The sequence below is a fragment of the Ureibacillus terrenus genome (assembly GCF_006569205.1).
GTDB classification, from domain to species: domain Bacteria; phylum Bacillota; class Bacilli; order Bacillales_A; family Planococcaceae; genus Ureibacillus; species Ureibacillus terrenus.
The window spans coordinates 134,254-150,327 of record NZ_VIGD01000004.1; the positions used below are offsets into that span (position 1 = coordinate 134,254).

At 42.6% G+C, this 16,074-nt stretch carries 19 protein-coding genes; all 19 read left to right on the forward strand.

Annotation, left to right across the window (positions count from 1 at the left end; genetic code table 11):
* Positions 1 to 3: 3 nt before the first annotated feature.
* Entirely contained in the window at positions 4 to 1,326 is a 1,323-nt protein-coding gene (fliI, locus tag FKZ59_RS04570) for a flagellar protein export ATPase FliI (RefSeq protein WP_141601561.1), read from the forward strand.
* Complete coding sequence (fliJ, locus tag FKZ59_RS04575; protein ID WP_141601631.1) at positions 1,326 to 1,775, forward strand: flagellar export protein FliJ; 450 nt, start codon at positions 1,326 to 1,328, stop codon at positions 1,773 to 1,775. The genes fliI and fliJ overlap by 1 nt, the downstream gene beginning before the upstream one ends.
* 4 nt (positions 1,776 to 1,779) lie before the next feature.
* Positions 1,780 to 2,397 (forward strand): MotE family protein, encoded by a 618-nt coding sequence (locus tag FKZ59_RS04580; protein ID WP_141601562.1) that lies wholly within the window; start codon positions 1,780 to 1,782, stop codon positions 2,395 to 2,397.
* A 23-nt stretch (positions 2,398 to 2,420) separates the two neighbouring features.
* Positions 2,421 to 3,608 carry a flagellar hook-length control protein FliK gene (locus tag FKZ59_RS04585; protein ID WP_141601563.1) on the forward strand — a complete coding sequence of 396 codons (1,188 nt, stop codon included), beginning with the start codon at positions 2,421 to 2,423 and terminating at the stop codon, positions 3,606 to 3,608.
* 2 nt (positions 3,609 to 3,610) lie between these two features.
* A complete protein-coding gene (flgD, locus tag FKZ59_RS04590) occupies positions 3,611 to 4,270 on the forward strand; it encodes a flagellar hook assembly protein FlgD (RefSeq protein WP_141601564.1) in 660 nt (219 codons plus the stop codon).
* Between the two features lie 39 nt (positions 4,271 to 4,309).
* Positions 4,310 to 5,263: a flagellar basal body rod protein FlgG gene (gene flgG, locus FKZ59_RS04595; RefSeq protein WP_141601565.1), complete on the forward strand. Its 954-nt coding sequence runs from the start codon at positions 4,310 to 4,312 to the stop codon at positions 5,261 to 5,263.
* An 86-nt stretch (positions 5,264 to 5,349) separates the two neighbouring features.
* Complete coding sequence (locus FKZ59_RS04600) at positions 5,350 to 5,571, forward strand: flagellar FlbD family protein (protein WP_141601566.1); 222 nt, start codon at positions 5,350 to 5,352, stop codon at positions 5,569 to 5,571.
* Positions 5,561 to 5,989 carry a flagellar basal body-associated protein FliL gene (gene fliL, locus FKZ59_RS04605; RefSeq protein ID WP_141601567.1) on the forward strand — a complete coding sequence of 143 codons (429 nt, stop codon included), beginning with the start codon at positions 5,561 to 5,563 and terminating at the stop codon, positions 5,987 to 5,989. Before FKZ59_RS04600 ends, fliL begins: the two co-directional genes overlap by 11 nt.
* Before the next feature lie 28 nt (positions 5,990 to 6,017).
* Positions 6,018 to 7,016: a flagellar motor switch protein FliM gene (gene fliM, locus FKZ59_RS04610; protein WP_141601568.1), complete on the forward strand. Its 999-nt coding sequence runs from the start codon at positions 6,018 to 6,020 to the stop codon at positions 7,014 to 7,016.
* On the forward strand, positions 7,006 to 8,184 hold the full coding sequence (gene fliY / locus FKZ59_RS04615; protein ID WP_141601569.1) for a flagellar motor switch phosphatase FliY: 1,179 nt from the start codon (positions 7,006 to 7,008) through the stop codon (positions 8,182 to 8,184). Before fliM ends, fliY begins: the two co-directional genes overlap by 11 nt.
* 18 nt (positions 8,185 to 8,202) lie before the next feature.
* Complete coding sequence (locus FKZ59_RS04620; protein WP_141601570.1) at positions 8,203 to 8,565, forward strand: response regulator; 363 nt, start codon at positions 8,203 to 8,205, stop codon at positions 8,563 to 8,565.
* A 6-nt stretch (positions 8,566 to 8,571) separates the two neighbouring features.
* The gene (locus tag FKZ59_RS04625; protein WP_141601571.1) at positions 8,572 to 9,219 is read left to right on the forward strand and encodes a flagellar biosynthetic protein FliO; all 648 of its coding nucleotides are present in this window, start codon (positions 8,572 to 8,574) and stop codon (positions 9,217 to 9,219) included.
* Positions 9,219 to 9,884 carry a flagellar type III secretion system pore protein FliP gene (fliP, locus tag FKZ59_RS04630; protein WP_141601572.1) on the forward strand — a complete coding sequence of 222 codons (666 nt, stop codon included), beginning with the start codon at positions 9,219 to 9,221 and terminating at the stop codon, positions 9,882 to 9,884. Before FKZ59_RS04625 ends, fliP begins: the two co-directional genes overlap by 1 nt.
* Positions 9,885 to 9,896: 12 nt before the next feature.
* Entirely contained in the window at positions 9,897 to 10,166 is a 270-nt protein-coding gene (gene fliQ / locus FKZ59_RS04635; protein ID WP_141601573.1) for a flagellar biosynthesis protein FliQ, read from the forward strand.
* A gap of 5 nt (positions 10,167 to 10,171) precedes the next feature.
* The gene (gene fliR / locus FKZ59_RS04640; protein WP_141601574.1) at positions 10,172 to 10,945 is read left to right on the forward strand and encodes a flagellar biosynthetic protein FliR; all 774 of its coding nucleotides are present in this window, start codon (positions 10,172 to 10,174) and stop codon (positions 10,943 to 10,945) included.
* A 1-nt stretch (position 10,946) separates the two neighbouring features.
* Positions 10,947 to 12,035, forward strand: coding sequence for a flagellar biosynthesis protein FlhB (gene flhB / locus FKZ59_RS04645; protein ID WP_141601575.1), 1,089 nt, complete (start codon positions 10,947 to 10,949; stop codon positions 12,033 to 12,035).
* 18 nt (positions 12,036 to 12,053) lie between these two features.
* A complete protein-coding gene (flhA, locus tag FKZ59_RS04650) occupies positions 12,054 to 14,087 on the forward strand; it encodes a flagellar biosynthesis protein FlhA (RefSeq protein ID WP_141601576.1) in 2,034 nt (677 codons plus the stop codon).
* On the forward strand, positions 14,084 to 15,208 hold the full coding sequence (gene flhF / locus FKZ59_RS04655) for a flagellar biosynthesis protein FlhF (protein ID WP_141601577.1): 1,125 nt from the start codon (positions 14,084 to 14,086) through the stop codon (positions 15,206 to 15,208). Before flhA ends, flhF begins: the two co-directional genes overlap by 4 nt.
* Complete coding sequence (locus tag FKZ59_RS04660) at positions 15,205 to 16,074, forward strand: MinD/ParA family protein (RefSeq protein WP_141601578.1); 870 nt, start codon at positions 15,205 to 15,207, stop codon at positions 16,072 to 16,074. Before flhF ends, FKZ59_RS04660 begins: the two co-directional genes overlap by 4 nt.

Below are 16,074 nucleotides of genomic sequence, written 5' to 3' on the forward strand. Positions count from 1 at the left end.
CATATGAAAGCAGCTGATTTGATCAACCAGATCCCTGTCGTTGATACTTTTAAAAAATACGGAAAAGTGACAAGGGTTGTAGGGCTGTTAATCGAATCGCAAGGTCCCGAATGTTCCATCAATGATGTTTGTAAAATACATGTGCGTACCAAAAACGGACATGAAGTGATTTTGGCGGAAGTGGTGGGTTTTAAAGATGAGTATGTCATGTTAATGCCCTTTACTTCCGTAAGAGAAATTTCCATCGGATGTTTAGTGGAAGGAACAGGCCGCGCTTTGGAGGTAAAAGTCGGGCCCGAACTGATTGGGAAAGTGCTTGATTCGCTGGGGAACCCTTTTGATGGCACTCCGCTTCCGAGAGGACTCGTCTCTGTCCCGACGGAAAACGACCCTCCCAATCCGTTGCATCGTCCACCCATTGATTGTCAATTAGAAGTGGGGGTCAAAGCGATCGATGCCATGTTAACGGTCGGGCGGGGGCAAAGGGTTGGGATTTTTGCAGGGTCCGGAGTAGGGAAAAGTACCCTTCTCGGGATGATCGCCCGAAATACAAGAGCCGATTTGAACGTCATCGCGCTGATCGGCGAACGCGGAAGGGAAGTAAGAGAGTTTATTGAGAGGGACCTTGGGGAAGAAGGATTGAAACGTTCCATTGTGGTTGCGGCCACCGGCGATCAGCCGGCACTCATGAGGATTAAAGGAGCATTTACGGCAACGGCCATTGCGGAATATTTCCGCGACCGTGGGATGAATGTCATGCTGATGATGGATTCTGTTACACGGGTTGCGATGGCACAGAGGGAAATCGGATTGGCAACCGGTGAACCGCCGGCACAAAAAGGATACACCCCTTCCGTATTCTCCATTTTGCCCAAACTTCTTGAAAGAACGGGAACGAGCATGAAAGGAAGCATTACCGCTTTCTATACGGTGCTCGTTGACGGAGATGATATGAATGAACCGATAGCGGATACGGTGAGGGGGATTTTGGATGGCCATATCGTTTTGGATCGCGCCCTTGCCAACAAAGGACATTATCCGGCAATCAACATACTGAAAAGTGTCAGCCGCCTGATGAACCATATATCTGCCCAAGAACATGTAAAAGCTGCCGAGAGAATTCGCGAATTATATTATACATACGCCAAATCGGAAGACTTGATTAACATAGGTGCATATAAAAAAGGAACATCGAGGGAAATAGATGAAGCGATTCATTATGAACCACTCATCACCCGTTTTTTAAAGCAGGGGTTTAAAGAAAAAGTGACCCTTGAAGAAAGCGTCAATGAATTGATTGAGCTGGCGAATGGGGGTGGCAGATGATGGTTCAATATACATATCGATTCGAAAAAGTGTTGACGATTCGCGAACAGGAAAAACGGCAGTTCGAAGCGGCTTATCATGAGGCGGTCCGTTCCTTTGAAAAAGTGGCAACCCAATTGTATGAATTACTAAAGAAAAAAGAGCAACTCATCGGTTACCAAAACGACCGTCTGAAAAGCGGTTCAACAATTGATGAAATCCATCATTATGCGATATTCATCAACAGTTTGGATCATGCCATTGAAGACGTGCAAAAAAAGGTCAGCCAGGCAAGGGCGAGAATGCAATGGTATGAACAAAAATTATTAGAAAAAAACTTGGAAGTACGAAAGTTTGAGAAAATGCGAGAGAAGGATTTTCAGACATTTCAAGAGGAACAAAACCGTATTGAATCCCAAAACTTGGACGAGCTTTCCTCCCTTATGTATAACCAGAAAATATTCAGGTGATTTTATGGCAAAAATAAATAAAATTGTAAAAAATAACCAAATATCTGAAGGGGCAGAAGAAAAATCACCAGGTTTCTTTCAAAAATTGTTCGCATGGGTGATTATTCCGCTGTTGTTTGTAGTTGCAATCTTGCTCGTCATTGCCCAATTTACAAACACGAATGTATTCGAAAAAGCTTCCGAAGTATTGCCTTTCGACAAAAAGGACGCATCGCCTTCCAATACAAAGGAAATTGATGAAGAAATCCTTTTGTTGAAAGCGGAAATCAAAGAAAAGGATGCTGAAATTGAAAAACTTCAAAGAGAGCTGGATGATGCGATTGCTGAGAAAGAAAACCAGATTGCGATACAAAAAGATTTAAGAAGAAAAATAGAAGAATTGGAATCTGGAAAACTGGAAACAAGAAAAGATTTAAAAGAAATTGTAAAGACCTATGAAAACATGTCGGCAAAAGCAGTTGCACCGATTATTGCCGAATTGGGAGACGAACAGGCGTTGGAAATTTTATCGAACATGAAGCCTGATAAGCTGTCCCAAGTGCTGGCAAAAATGGAGCCGAAAGATGCGGCGCGATATACGGAACTGTTGGCAGCAAAGAAAACCATAGAGCCGGAATCTTAATTTGAAAGGAGGTGCAACGCGTAATGATGAGTGTCGGAATGCCCATTGCTGCAGCCCGTTCGTTGACGGGTCCGCCAGAAACCAAAACGGTATTTACAACGAATATGAAGTTTGGAGAAGTTTTTAAGAAAGTGGCTGCAGAGATAAGAGGGCAGAAGGGGATCCAGGAGCCGTCAAATCCGGAAATTCAATCACTGCTGAAAGCTGACGCCCTTGAAGAAGTTTTCGGATTGCTTGGAATTACCAATGACGAAGGATTGTTGTTGGTTGGTTCCGGCGAAGAAGAAAAAATGGCGGCAATGGACGAAGTATTGAACAATCTTGATGACCTCTTATCATTGGTCAACATGGACTTGAAACAACTGAATGAAATCATTCAGGAGTTGTCGGAAGAAGAGTTTGGTATTGTAAATGTTTGGGATTTCATAAAATGGATCAACGAAGATTCCGACTTTTCGGAGAAGCTTATATCCGGTATACATAAACAGGACAATGGCGCCGTTCAGATGTTGCGATTGTTAAAGTTGGTCCAATCAATAGGGGAAAATTCCGAATTGATGTTAGATCAGACTGAACAAATCACCAATTTAAAGACATTGTTGCAGACGATCGGAGATAACCTTTCGAAAGAAGCGACAAATACGTCAGGGAAAGTCTCTTTGGAAGGATTTCAAAAAGTAGTAAAACAAGCGGAAATAAAATATGAAACCGCTCATGCCCTGCATCAACATTCATCATCGGAAACGAGAACGGCGGCCATTACAATACATAACCCAAATCGTACATCACAGGCCGAGTCGCTGGCCAAGCAGATCGAAACATTGTTGCAACGCAGCCAATTATCCAACTCCAATGGAACAACGAAGCTTTTCATAAAACTCTATCCTGAACATTTAGGCTCAATCCGCATCGAATTAGTGCAAAGGGATGGGGTCATGTCCGCCCGGTTGCTGGCATCAACATCCCTTGGCAAAGAATTGTTGGATAGCCAGATTCATCAACTGAAACAAGCGTTTATTCAGCAAAATATTCAGCTTGAAAGAATTGACATACACCAAAGTTTGCAGGAAACGGATTTGAGGGATCGCAATTTCTCCAACCATATGTTTAAAGAAGAACAGCACTCCGAACAGGAAGAACAGCCTTCAGAAGAAAGGGAAGAGGAAGAAAAAATCTCATTCAAAGATTATTTGATTGATGAGGAAGTGTAACGATGTCTGAGATGTCAAAAATTACGAGCGATTATTATTTATCGAATGCTAAAAAAGTAGAGAAGAAGACCGGAAATTCTGTTCTTGGAAAAGACGATTTTTTAAAAATTTTAATTACCCAATTGCAGCATCAAGATCCAACTGCACCGGTGAATGACAAAGAGTTTATCGCCCAAATGGCCCAATTCTCCGCTTTGGAACAAATGCAAAACATGACAAAAGCGATGGAAGATTTGCTTGAATCCCAATTGGAAACACAATTAATGGCATACACAAGTTTTTTGGGACAGGAAGTCAAATGGCATGAAATTACAGATCAACTGGACAAAAACGGAATGCCGATCATCAACGAAGGACAGGGCAGAATTGTCGAACTGAAATTTAAGAATCAAATGCCTGTGTTTGTATTGGACGATGGCAAAGAAATCGGCGCAGGAAATATTTCTTCTGTTCTAAAGAGGGATGCCGGGCAATCCGTTTCCGAAAATCCGCTCGTTGAAGCAAGCAGGCTGATTGGAAGAAAAGTGCAATACCAAAATGAAAATGGAGAAATTGTTCAGGGAATCATTGAAGCGGTGACAAGCAACAATCAATGGATCGAATTTATATTGGATAACCAAATCCGTTTAAAGAAAGGGCAATTTGAGCTTGTCCAGGAATAAAGCGGTTAAGATAACAAATTTGAAAGGAGAACGAGAATCATGCTACGTTCCATGTATTCAGCAATTTCTGGGTTAAGAAATCATCAAACAAAATTAGATGTGATAGGAAACAATATTTCCAATGTCAATACATATGGGTTTAAAAAGAGCCGGACTGTATTCAAAGAAATGGTGGCTCAGAACATCGGAAGCGCTTCCGGAGCGACGGCAACCCGCGGTGGTGTCAACCCAAAACAGGTCGGCTTGGGTTCCACAATGGCAGCGATTGATACAATTCATTCTACCGGAGCCCTTCAATCGACTTCCCGCACCCTTGATTTGGCAATTTCAGGAGAAGGGTTCTTCATGGTGGCCGATTCCATTGATGCAACAAAAACGGGCTTCACCAATATTTTATTCACAAGAGACGGCAACTTTTACATGGACAAAGACGGTTATCTTGTCAATGCTGAAGGGAAGTACTTGGTCGGTGTCACTGCCGGCAGTGCGGTAGGGGATACAAGCACTGATCCGGTATTCCCAAGCCCGGATGATGTTGAAGTTATAACAACCGACGATTTGGCAGGCGGCAGTGTCACTCCTGCAACTTGGCAGGAATTGATTTCCGGCAAGAGTTACGGTCCAATCCGGATCCCCACGGATGCCACTGAATTAAGCATCGGTCAGGACGGTACCGTTACATTTGTCGATGCGGATGGCAACTTGAAATGGGCCGGACAAATTGTATTGGCCAAATTTTCTAATGCCGGCGGTTTGCAAAAGGCAGGAAACAACTACTATAAGCTGACAGAAAACTCCGGCAACCCATATGTTCAAGTTGGAACGGTGGCAGGGTTGGGTTCCATCGAATCCGGATTCCTTGAAATGTCAAACGTGGATTTATCTGAAGAATTTACGGAAATGATTGTCGCACAGCGGGGATTCCAGGCAAATGCCCGCACCATTACTACTTCCGACCAAATTTTGGAAGAGTTAGTGAATTTGAAAAGATAAAGAATTTATACATATTAATTAGTTGATTTAGAAACGGGAGTGCAAAGGAGGGTCGGGCCGGCTCTTTCCTACCCGGCCCTGTTTCAATGATCCAATTAACAAAACTGAACGGAAAACCCTTTACATTAAACGCATTATACATAGAAACTGTCGAATCTTTTCCGGATACGACCATTACGCTGACAAATGGCCGGAAATATATTGTGAAAGAATCGGAACAAGAAGTTCAAAAGAAAGCATCGGATTATTATCGTTCGATTCAGGTGCTGTCAAACCCCCAACTGCGAGGTGTCGTAAATGAAGAATAATAAATTGTTAACGGTAATGCTCATCATTTTAGTGACGATTACGTTAATCGGGGTTGTTCTTTTTGTGTTATTGACGCAATTTAATAAGCAATCTTCAGCTTTGGAGCCATCCATCGATGAAATCCTGGAATCCAGCGTAGATGTGCCTGAAATCACAACGAACTTGGCGGATGGAAAATTTATTCGCATCCAATTGACCATTCAGACAGACAACCCTAAAGCGGCAAAAGAACTTCAGAAACGGGATTTCCAAACAAACAACATCATCATTGAAGAGCTATCCGAGTTGACGGAAGAGAACTTAAAAGGAAAAGACGGAAAAACCCTATTAGAATCTACAATCAAAACCCGATTAAATGAGTTGATGCAAGAGGGTGAAGTAGTGCAAGTATACATTACCTCCTACATGATTCAGTAAAGTAACTTGTTGAAATGGAGGTGGACAAATGCCAGGTGATGTATTATCCCAATCGGAAATCGATGCTCTGCTTTCCGCGCTTTCCACAGGAGAAATGTCGGCAGATGAAATGAAAGCGGAGGAAGAAAAGAAAAAAGTCAAGGTTTATGACTTCAAGCGTGCCCTCCGTTTTTCAAAGGATCAAATCCGGAGTCTAACCCGGATTCATGAGAACTTTGCAAGACTGTTAACAACATATTTTTCTGCCCAGCTCAGAACATATGTGCAAATTTCTGTTGCTTCCGTCGATCAAATTCCTTTTGAAGAATTTGTTCGTTCCATCCCTAATATGACGCTGATAAACGTTTTCGAAGTACCGCCGTTGGACGGAAACATCTTGATGGAAATCAATCCGAACATCGCTTACTCGATGCTAGACCGTCTAATGGGCGGCAGCGGTACAAGCTATTCCAATGTGGACAATTTGACGGAAATTGAACAAAAAATCATGACGAACTTATTTGAACGATCCTTCGAAAATTTGCGGGAAGCTTGGGAAAATATCGCTGATATAGATCCGGTTTTTGTGGAACTGGAAGTAAATCCGCAATTTTTGCAAATGATATCACCGAATGAAACAGTGATTGTCATTTCCATGAACACCATTATCGGCGAAACATCCGGAATGATTAACATATGCATCCCGCATGTAGTTTTAGAGCCGATTATACATAATCTATCTGTTCAATATTGGATGCAATCCAAAACGAAGGAACCGACGGAAGCCCAAATTAAAGCTCTGGAAACGAAAGTAAAAGAATCGGACTTGGAGCTGATTGTTGAATTAGGGAAGTCTGCGATTACAATCGAAGACTTTTTGACGTTGGAGATCGGCGATGTCATCCAGCTCGATCAAAAAATACAAGAACCATTGATTCTAAAAATTGGGGATATCCCAAAATTTACTGTACAACCTGGAAAATTAAAGAAAAAAATGGCAGTTCAAATTATTGAGTCTTTGAATGGAGGAGAAGAAGATGAACGATGATATGCTCTCCCAAGAAGAAATTGAGGCCCTATTGCGCGGCGAAACATTGGACGACAGACTGAATTTGAATGTGGAAGAATTTCTGACGGAAATGGAACGGGATGCTTTAGGTGAAATCGGAAATATTTCGTTTGGAAGCTCTGCAACCGCGTTATCTGCTTTGTTGGGGCAGAAAGTGGAGATTACAACCCCTGTTGTGTCGATCATCAACCGCAATAACCTGGAACAGGAGTTTCCGCATCCTTATGTTGCTGTTCAAGTGGAATATACAGAAGGTTTAAGCGGTGTGAATTTATTAGTCATTAAACAATCGGATGCAGCGATTATTGCAGATTTGATGCTTGGCGGTGACGGGCGCAATCCGAGTCCGGATTTAGGGGAAATTCAATTAAGCGCCATTCAGGAAGCGATGAACCAGATGATGGGCTCAGCTGCGACTTCCATGTCCGCCGTATTCAACAAAAAAGTGGATATTTCACCTCCTTCTCTTGCGCTCATGAATATTAAAGAAAGCGAAGGGGAAGAAAATATTCCGGATGATGAGATCTTAGTGAAGGTTTCATTCCGGCTGCGCATCGGGGATTTAATTGATTCCACCATAATGGAATTATTGCCGTTGGATTTTAGCAAAAAATTAGTAAAAACTTTGCTTGGGGAAAGCGAAGACATACAACCAGAAGTACCGGCAAATCCCGGAATCCAGGAACATGCGGCTCAAACGCAGCCGACCCCATCTGCGCATTGGGAACGGCCGGATTATCAAACCGGAAAATCGGTTTATGAAGAGCATGCCGCTACCATCCAGGACACGCCGAGCTTCATAAATACTACAAAACAAAGGGAACCTGTAAACATACATCAAGCTGAATTCGCGTCTTTCGAACAGCCGAAAATGAGCGAAACGGAAGCGCGCAATTTAAACATTCTGCTCGATATACCGTTGGAAGTTACGGTTGAGCTTGGACGGACAAAACATTCTGTAAAAGAGATTTTACAATTGACTTCAGGTTCCATTATTGAATTAAACCGGTTGGCCGGCGAGCCGGTGGATATTTTAGTGAATAACCGTCTCATTGCAAAAGGTGAAGTGGTCGTAATCGATGAAAATTTTGGTGTAAGAATCACGGACATCATTAGTCAAACTGAACGAATTAATCAATTGAAATAAAATGGGGGAATATTGGGTATGTCAAAAAGAATTTTGGTTGTTGATGATGCAGCGTTCATGCGCATGATGATCAAGGATATTTTAACGAAAAACGGCTATGAGGTCGTTGGCGAGGCGGCTGATGGGATGCAGGCTGTGGAAAAATATAATGAACTGCGTCCGGATTTAGTCACGATGGACATTACAATGCCGGAAATGGACGGGATTACGGCATTGAAAAAAATTAAAGAACTGGATCCGAATGCCGTAGTCATTATGTGTTCTGCCATGGGGCAACAGGCAATGGTCATCGATGCGATCCAGGCAGGCGCCAAAGATTTTATTGTCAAGCCTTTCCAAGCTGATCGGGTGATCGAAGCAATACAAAAAGCAATAGGTTGATTGAAAATGAAGAATTTAAAGAAAATCGGAATCATCATTTCTTTGTTTGCCATAATTCTGGTGACAACTCCAATACATATTGTTTTCGCAATTGAAAAAAATGACATGATTACGGACGAGTATTTGCAAAATCCGGGAGCGGAAAGTTCAGATTCTACAGCTGTCAAAGAACAGACAGCTGTAGGGCTCACTGCATGGGATTATGTAAAAATGATTCTTGCCCTGCTTTTGGTTCTCATGCTGTTGGTTTGGGTTTTGAAATTTATCAATAAAAAGAGCTCCCATTTCCAGCAAAATCATCTTGTGAAAAATTTAGGCGGGATTTCCCTCGGTTCACAAAAATCCGTTCAGGTTTTGCAAATAGGAGAGGCATTATATATCGTCGGAGTGGGAGATAATGTGGAACTCATCAAGGAAATTACGGATCGTGCGGAAGTTGAAAGACTGTTGGACTTTTACAATGAAAAACAAATGCCCGCAACAACGGCTCCATATATAGGGGAATTGTTCAACAAGCTGAAAGGAAAGTCAACGAAATCCGCCGATGGGATGCATTCGGATTTCGGCAGCCTGTTAAATCAGCGTTTATCCGAAATCAAAGAGTCGCGTCGGGAAGGGCTTGAAAAATGGAAGGAAAAGGAGCATGAAAAATAATGGAACAGTTCATTTCACTCTTTTCTGACTCTGATCCGTCAAACGTCGCTACTTCCTTGAAATTGCTGTTGTTATTGACGGTGTTATCTCTTGCACCAAGCATTTTAATCTTAATGACATCCTTCACGCGGATTGTCATTGTACTGTCCTTTACAAGGACGGCCCTGGCGACGAACCAAACTCCGCCCAATCAGGTCATTATAGGGTTGGCGTTGTTTCTGACGTTCTTTATCATGGCTCCAACCTTCCAACAAGTCAATGAAGAAGCGCTGCAGCCGCTTTTAAATGAAGAAATAGGCCTGGATGAAGCTTACTCAAGGGCAAGCGGACCTTTCAAGGAATTTATGGCAAAACATACAAGACAGCAAGACCTGGAACTGTTTTTGCAATATAGTCAGTCGGAAAGGCCTCAATCGATAAAGGAAATCCCTTTAACCACTTTAGTGCCGGCATTTGCGTTGAGCGAATTGAAAACGGCCTTCCAGATGGGATTCATGATTTTTATTCCGTTCATTGTCATTGATATGGTCGTGGCAAGCGTATTAATGTCCATGGGCATGATGATGCTGCCTCCGGTGATGATCTCTTTGCCTTTTAAAATTTTACTCTTTGTCCTTGTGGATGGTTGGTATTTAGTAGTGAAATCCTTACTCCAAAGTTTTTAGGAGATGATACATATGTCCCAATTAACAGTTATACATATAGCGGAGCAAGCGGTATGGGTTGTCCTTTTTGTGGCGGGTCCGCTCATGCTGGTTGCCCTCTTGACCGGGCTTATTGTCAGCATTTTTCAGGCGACGACATCGATACAGGAACAAACTTTGGCTTTTGCTCCCAAAATCATTGCGGTATTGGTGGCCATCGTATTTTTCGGACCATGGATGATATCCAAAATGTCCGAGTATTTCACTGACATACTGAGCAATTTGACGCGATACATAGGGTGACATAAATGTTAGACATCATACCGCAATTTTCCGTTTTGCTGTTGATGTTTGTCCGGGTTTCCGCATTTTTTGTTGCCGTTCCTTTTTATTCATACCGGACAATTCCGCCGCAATTAAAGATTGCCTTGGCTTTAATGTTGGCGTGGATGATGTATTACACCGTCCAGATAGAACCGGTTCCAATCGACGGGAATTACATATTGCTTATTTTCAAAGAAGCGATGATCGGGCTTACAATCGGTCTGGCGGCGGCCATCATATTTTCTATCGTCCAAATTGCCGGCGGTTTTATAGATTTTGAAATGGGCTTTGCCATGGCAAACATCGTTGATCCGCTAACCGGTGTTCAAAGTCCGATGATGGGTCAATTTTTTAATTTATTACTTTTATATTTATTAATCGCCACCAATGGTCACCACCTAATCCTGGATGGGATTTACTATAGTTACCATTTTATTCCGATAGAGGGATATCCGAATTTTGGGGATGCCGGGATTGCGGAAATATCAATGAAAATGATTGCGGTCATCTTTTCGGTGGCTTTTCAAATGTCTGCACCGTTATTGGCATCCCTGTTTTTGGTGACGCTCGCCATCGGGATTACCGGAAAAACGGTACCACAGTTGAACATTTTCATTATTGGTTTCCCCTTAAAAATCTTGATCGGGTTCCTCATTTTGGTGATATCCATGGGAATCATGGTTGAAGTGATGCAAAAGGTGATTGAATTGATGATTACGTTAATGCGCGAATTCATGCAGTTTTTAGGTGGTGCATAATTTGAAGCTGCTTCTCCCTTTGGATATTCAATATTTTGCCGGTGAAAAAACAGAAAAAGCGACGCCGAAGAAGCGAAAAGATGCCCGGAAAAAAGGGCAGGTTGTCAAAAGCCAGGATCTGTCAGCCGCGATTATATTTTTGGTGCTGTTTCTTTTTCTTGTCTTGATGGCACCCATTATGTTTAAAGGTCTCGCTGCTTTTTTTACTGAATCAATAGAACAGTACATGCTATTTGAAAATTTGAACAAAGATGCGGTCATGAACATATACAAAGATGCTTTATCCGAATTGGCGGTCATCCTGTTGCCGATCATGGCAGCGGCAATGATTGTGGCTCTTGCCTCCAACTTTCTGCAGTTTGGTTTTTTGTTTACGACGGAAACGATGAAATTCGATCTGAAAAAAATTGATCCCATTAAAGGAATTAAAAAAATCCTTTCGTTGAGGGCCGTTGTAAACCTTGTCAAATCGTTGCTGAAAGTGGCGTTAATCGGCACGGTAACCGGGAGCATTATTTGGATGAATTTGGATGATGTTTTATCCCTGGCCTTTCACGATCCTCGGGATGTGCTGACGACCGTCGCGAAATTGGCGGCGATAATGGGCATCGCTAGTGCCATCGCCTTGCTGATTGTCGCAATATTGGATTACATATACGAAAAATTTGAATATGAAAAACAATTGAGGATGTCCAAGCAGGACATTAAAGATGAGTACAAAAAAATGGAAGGGGACCCTCTCATCAAATCCAAAATTAAACAACGGCAACGGGAAATGGCGATGCGCCGGATGATGCAGGAAGTTCCAAAAGCGGATGTGGTGATCACAAACCCGACGCACTATGCGGTTGCCTTACGATATGATGATGAGTCGATGGATGCTCCTAAAGTCGTAGCAAAAGGTGTGGATTTTGTTGCGCAAAAAATCAAAATGATTGCCAAAGAAAACGATATTGTGACCGTTGAAAACAGGCCTCTGGCAAGGGCGCTTTATGATCAAGTGGAAATCGGGGAAGAAGTTCCGGAAGAATTTTTCAAAGCAGTGGCAGAAATTTTGGCTTATGTTTATCGAATCAAACGCAAGATTTAATTTTCAGGAGGGAAAAAAATGAAATTTCGCGACTTAGGAGTATTGGCATTTATTATCGTAATCGTAGCGATGCTCGTAATCCCTCTGCCAACATGGTTGCTCAGTTTCTTAATTATTATCAATATCACCCTTTCATTAATCGTATTGCTCACTGCGATGAACATGAAAGAGGCCCTGGAATTTGCGATTTTCCCCTCCATCATTTTGATTTTGACTCTGTTCCGACTTGCCATCAGCATTTCGACAACCCGTGCGATTTTATCCCAAGGGGATGCCGGCGATGTCATTGATACTTTCGGGGAATTCGTAACAGGAGGCAACATTTTGGTCGGTTTGGTTATCTTCTTGCTGCTGGTGATTGTGAACTTTATCGTGATTACGAAAGGTTCCGAACGGGTATCGGAAGTGGCAGCGCGGTTTACATTGGATGCGATGCCCGGAAAGCAAATGAGCATTGATGCGGATTTAAATGCCGGATTGATTTCGGAAAAAGAAGCGCGGGAGCGCCGTGATAAAGTTTCGAAGGAAGCGGATTTTTATGGTGCGATGGACGGAGCGACAAAGTTTGTAAAGGGCGATGCCATTGCATCCATCATCCTGGTGTTTATCAACTTGATTTTCGGTTTGATTATCGGGATGCTTCAATTGGGGTACTCCTTCTCCGATGCGGCAAACCATTTCTCCAAATTGACTGTCGGTGACGGCCTCGTTGCCCAAATTCCGGCATTGCTCGTTTCAACGGCAACAGGCCTTGTCGTAACCCGGGCAGCCAGCGACGGAAATTTCGGGGAAGATGTTATTGGACAATTGTTTTCACAGGCAAGGCTGCTTTATGTGGCTGCAGGGACAATTTTCTTATTGGGATTATTGACGCCGATTCCGGATTGGATTACGATTCCGGTCGCAGGTTTATTGGCCGCCGGTGCATATTTGATGAGCCGCAGGAAAGAAGAGGATCCGGAAGAACTCTTGGAAATGGAAGAAGAACTGGCAACCGATACAATGAAGAGTCCGGAAAATGTCGTGAATTTATTGAATGTCGATCCGATTGAATTTGAATTTGGTTACGGGTTGATACCTCTTGTGGATGCACAGCAAGGCGGCGATCTGCTTGACCGGGTTGTCATGATACGCCGTCAGCTCGCATTGGAATTAGGGCTTGTGATTCCGGTTGTCCGAATACGTGACAATATTCAACTGCGTCCGAATGAATATCGGATCAAAATCAAAGGCAACGAGATGGCAAGAGGAGAATTGTTGTTAGATCACTATTTGGCCATGAGCCCAGGTGATGATGACTCAATTGAAGGCATCGATACAATCGAGCCGTCTTTTGGTCTTCCGGCAAAATGGATTACGGAAGAAAAGAAAGAAGAAGCGGAAATGCTGGGATACACCGTTGTGGATCCTCCAAGCGTCGTTTCCACCCATTTGACGGAAGTGATCCGCGCGAATGCCCATGAACTCTTGGGCCGTCAAGAAACAAAACAATTAATCGATCATTTGCGGGAAACGCATTCTATTCTGGTTGATGAATTAACGCCTGCTCCATTATCCATCGGGGAAATTCAAAAAGTGTTGGCCAAATTATTAAAAGAAAATGTGTCGATCCGCAACTTGCCGGTCATCTTTGAAACATTGGCAGACTATGCAAAATTGACAAGCGACACAGATCTGTTGACCGAATACGTAAGACAGGCCCTTGCGCGGCAAATTACAAGACAATATGTACAAGAGGGTTCTCCATTGAAAGTGATCACCGTCCCTGCAAAATTGGAAAAAATCATTGCGGACAGTGTCCAACAAACCGAACATGGCAATTACTTGGCGATGGATCCGCAAGAATCGCAAAATGTCCTTGAATCTATCGCAAGAGAAGTGGAAAAAGTATCATATATGGAACAAACGCCGATCATTTTATGTTCTCCGGGGATCCGGATGTATCTGCGGCAATTGACGGAACGATATTTTCCCCAAATTCCGATATTGTCCTATAACGAACTGGATGCCAATGTTGAAATTCAAAGTGTCGGGGTGGTGACCGTCGAATGAAAATGAAAAAGTATATTGCTCCTTCCATTAATGAGGCGATGAAACAAGTGCGGGCAGAACTGGGCGAAGATGCCGTCATCATTCATTCGAAAGCGGTTGTAAAAAAAAGGTTTTTCGGGCTGGTGCGCCAGAAAAATTTTGAGGTTCTTGCCGGCATTGATGAAATGGGGCATCAGGGAACGGCCTTTTCTGAACCAATCAATTACCGGACGATAATTCCTGTAAGAACAGAAACGGAAAAAAATGATCACGTATCTGATCTGAAGGAAGAGATAGCAGGACTAAAAGAGCTGTTGCAATCGATGAAACAGGAATCTGTTCAATCTTCCTTGCCGGAAGAAATGAAGCCTTTTGTCGATTATTTAAAACGTCAGGATTTAAATGACGAGCTGATTGCAGACATTTGCAACGAACTGGCTGCATATGCACAAACCTCAAGCAAAATCCAAAAACAAGAAATGTCCGATATAGCGAAAAAAATATTGAAGGTAAAGTTGCAATCCCTTCCGATCGGAGGATTATCCTTCAAGAAAAAATACGTCTGTGTGCTTGGACCTACAGGGGTAGGAAAAACAACGACCATTGCCAAGATGGCTGCCCGCAGTGTGCTCGAAGCGAAGAAAAAAATCGGATTTATTACGACGGACACGTACCGGATTGCCGCAATCGACCAATTAAAGACTTATGCGAATCTATTACAGGCGCCGGTCGAAATTGTCTATAACTTTCAGGATTATCTGGAGGCAATCAAAAAACTTGCCCATTATGATTTGGTGTTCATTGATACGGCTGGACGCAATTACAAGGAAACAAAATTTGTCAATGAATTGAAGCGGCTCATTTCCTTTGATGATGAGGTTGAATCTTATCTTGTTTTATCATTGACCGCGAAAGAAAAAGATATTGAATCCATTATTGAACAGTTTCATGAATTTCCGATCGAAAAATTTATTTTTACGAAAATGGATGAGACCAACTCGATTGGCCCGATGTATAACCTGATGATGAAATATAATAAAGGGCTCGCCTACTATACAACCGGGCAGGAAGTTCCGGAAGACATCGAGGAAGCCTCCGTTGAAAAATTACTTGAATTGTTATTCCAAGGTGAATGGAAATGAGAGATCAGGCAGAAAAATTGCGGTTGAAAATGTTGGAACGTCAAGGGGCTTTAGGAAGGGCCATCGCTGTCGTCAACGGAAAAGGGGGAGTCGGAAAAAGCAATTTTACGACCAACTTTGCAATCAATTTGGCTAAGCTGGGAAAAAAAGTCGTCATTCTGGATATGGATTTAGGAATGGCCAATGTCCATATTTTAATTGGAAAACAAGGGCGACATCACTTGAGGGATTATTTGGAGGGGACAGTTTCCCTTGAAGAAATTCTTTATCAAGGCCCCTATAACATTCACTATATTTCCGGAGGATCCGGATTCACTTCGGTTGTGGAATGGTCGGAAGAAATGTTTGAGGCATTTGTCTATGGATTTGGGCAATTGCAGAAAAAATATGATTTCATTTTATTCGACATGGGGGCAGGTGCGACAAATTGGTCATTGGACGTTCTGACATCCATTGATGAAATTATTGTCATCACAACTTGCGAACCGACGTCGATTACCGATGCATATTCGATGATGAAATTTATCCTTTTGAAGGAGCCGAACAAAACTTTTTATCTTTTATGCAACCGTGTTTATACAAAAGAAGAGGGAAAGGAAACGCTGGAGCGGTTGAAAAAAACTATGATCAAATTTTTATCAAAAGAGGCGGTAATCCTGGGATGGCTGCCCGAAGACGAAACGGTGCGCAAAGCAGTAATTGAGCAGGTTCCCTTTTCCATCGGATATCCGAATGCTCCCGTTTCCAAAGCGTTGGAGGAAATAGTGGACCGTTTTATTAACAATCGGTTAGAAGATGAGATTCGTGTGCCTTCCAATTCATTCTTGACACGATTAAGAAGGATTTTCTTGAAAGGTCGTGATTGA

What these genes read in the sequence shown, in the direction of transcription:
- fliI (WP_141601561.1), top strand. Translation starts at nt 4, where the DNA reads ATGAAAGCAGCTGATTTGATCAACCAGATCCCTGTCGTTGATACTTTT.
- fliJ (WP_141601631.1), top strand. Translation starts at nt 1,326, where the DNA reads ATGGTTCAATATACATATCGATTCGAAAAAGTGTTGACGATTCGCGAA.
- FKZ59_RS04580 (WP_141601562.1), top strand. Translation starts at nt 1,780, where the DNA reads ATGGCAAAAATAAATAAAATTGTAAAAAATAACCAAATATCTGAAGGG.
- FKZ59_RS04585 (WP_141601563.1), top strand. Translation starts at nt 2,421, where the DNA reads ATGATGAGTGTCGGAATGCCCATTGCTGCAGCCCGTTCGTTGACGGGT.
- flgD (WP_141601564.1), top strand. Translation starts at nt 3,611, where the DNA reads ATGTCTGAGATGTCAAAAATTACGAGCGATTATTATTTATCGAATGCT.
- flgG (WP_141601565.1), top strand. Translation starts at nt 4,310, where the DNA reads ATGCTACGTTCCATGTATTCAGCAATTTCTGGGTTAAGAAATCATCAA.
- FKZ59_RS04600 (WP_141601566.1), top strand. Translation starts at nt 5,350, where the DNA reads ATGATCCAATTAACAAAACTGAACGGAAAACCCTTTACATTAAACGCA.
- fliL (WP_141601567.1), top strand. Translation starts at nt 5,561, where the DNA reads ATGAAGAATAATAAATTGTTAACGGTAATGCTCATCATTTTAGTGACG.
- fliM (WP_141601568.1), top strand. Translation starts at nt 6,018, where the DNA reads ATGCCAGGTGATGTATTATCCCAATCGGAAATCGATGCTCTGCTTTCC.
- fliY (WP_141601569.1), top strand. Translation starts at nt 7,006, where the DNA reads ATGAACGATGATATGCTCTCCCAAGAAGAAATTGAGGCCCTATTGCGC.
- FKZ59_RS04620 (WP_141601570.1), top strand. Translation starts at nt 8,203, where the DNA reads ATGTCAAAAAGAATTTTGGTTGTTGATGATGCAGCGTTCATGCGCATG.
- FKZ59_RS04625 (WP_141601571.1), top strand. Translation starts at nt 8,572, where the DNA reads ATGAAGAATTTAAAGAAAATCGGAATCATCATTTCTTTGTTTGCCATA.
- fliP (WP_141601572.1), top strand. Translation starts at nt 9,219, where the DNA reads ATGGAACAGTTCATTTCACTCTTTTCTGACTCTGATCCGTCAAACGTC.
- fliQ (WP_141601573.1), top strand. Translation starts at nt 9,897, where the DNA reads ATGTCCCAATTAACAGTTATACATATAGCGGAGCAAGCGGTATGGGTT.
- fliR (WP_141601574.1), top strand. Translation starts at nt 10,172, where the DNA reads ATGTTAGACATCATACCGCAATTTTCCGTTTTGCTGTTGATGTTTGTC.
- flhA (WP_141601576.1), top strand. Translation starts at nt 12,054, where the DNA reads ATGAAATTTCGCGACTTAGGAGTATTGGCATTTATTATCGTAATCGTA.
- flhF (WP_141601577.1), top strand. Translation starts at nt 14,084, where the DNA reads ATGAAAATGAAAAAGTATATTGCTCCTTCCATTAATGAGGCGATGAAA.
- FKZ59_RS04660 (WP_141601578.1), top strand. Translation starts at nt 15,205, where the DNA reads ATGAGAGATCAGGCAGAAAAATTGCGGTTGAAAATGTTGGAACGTCAA.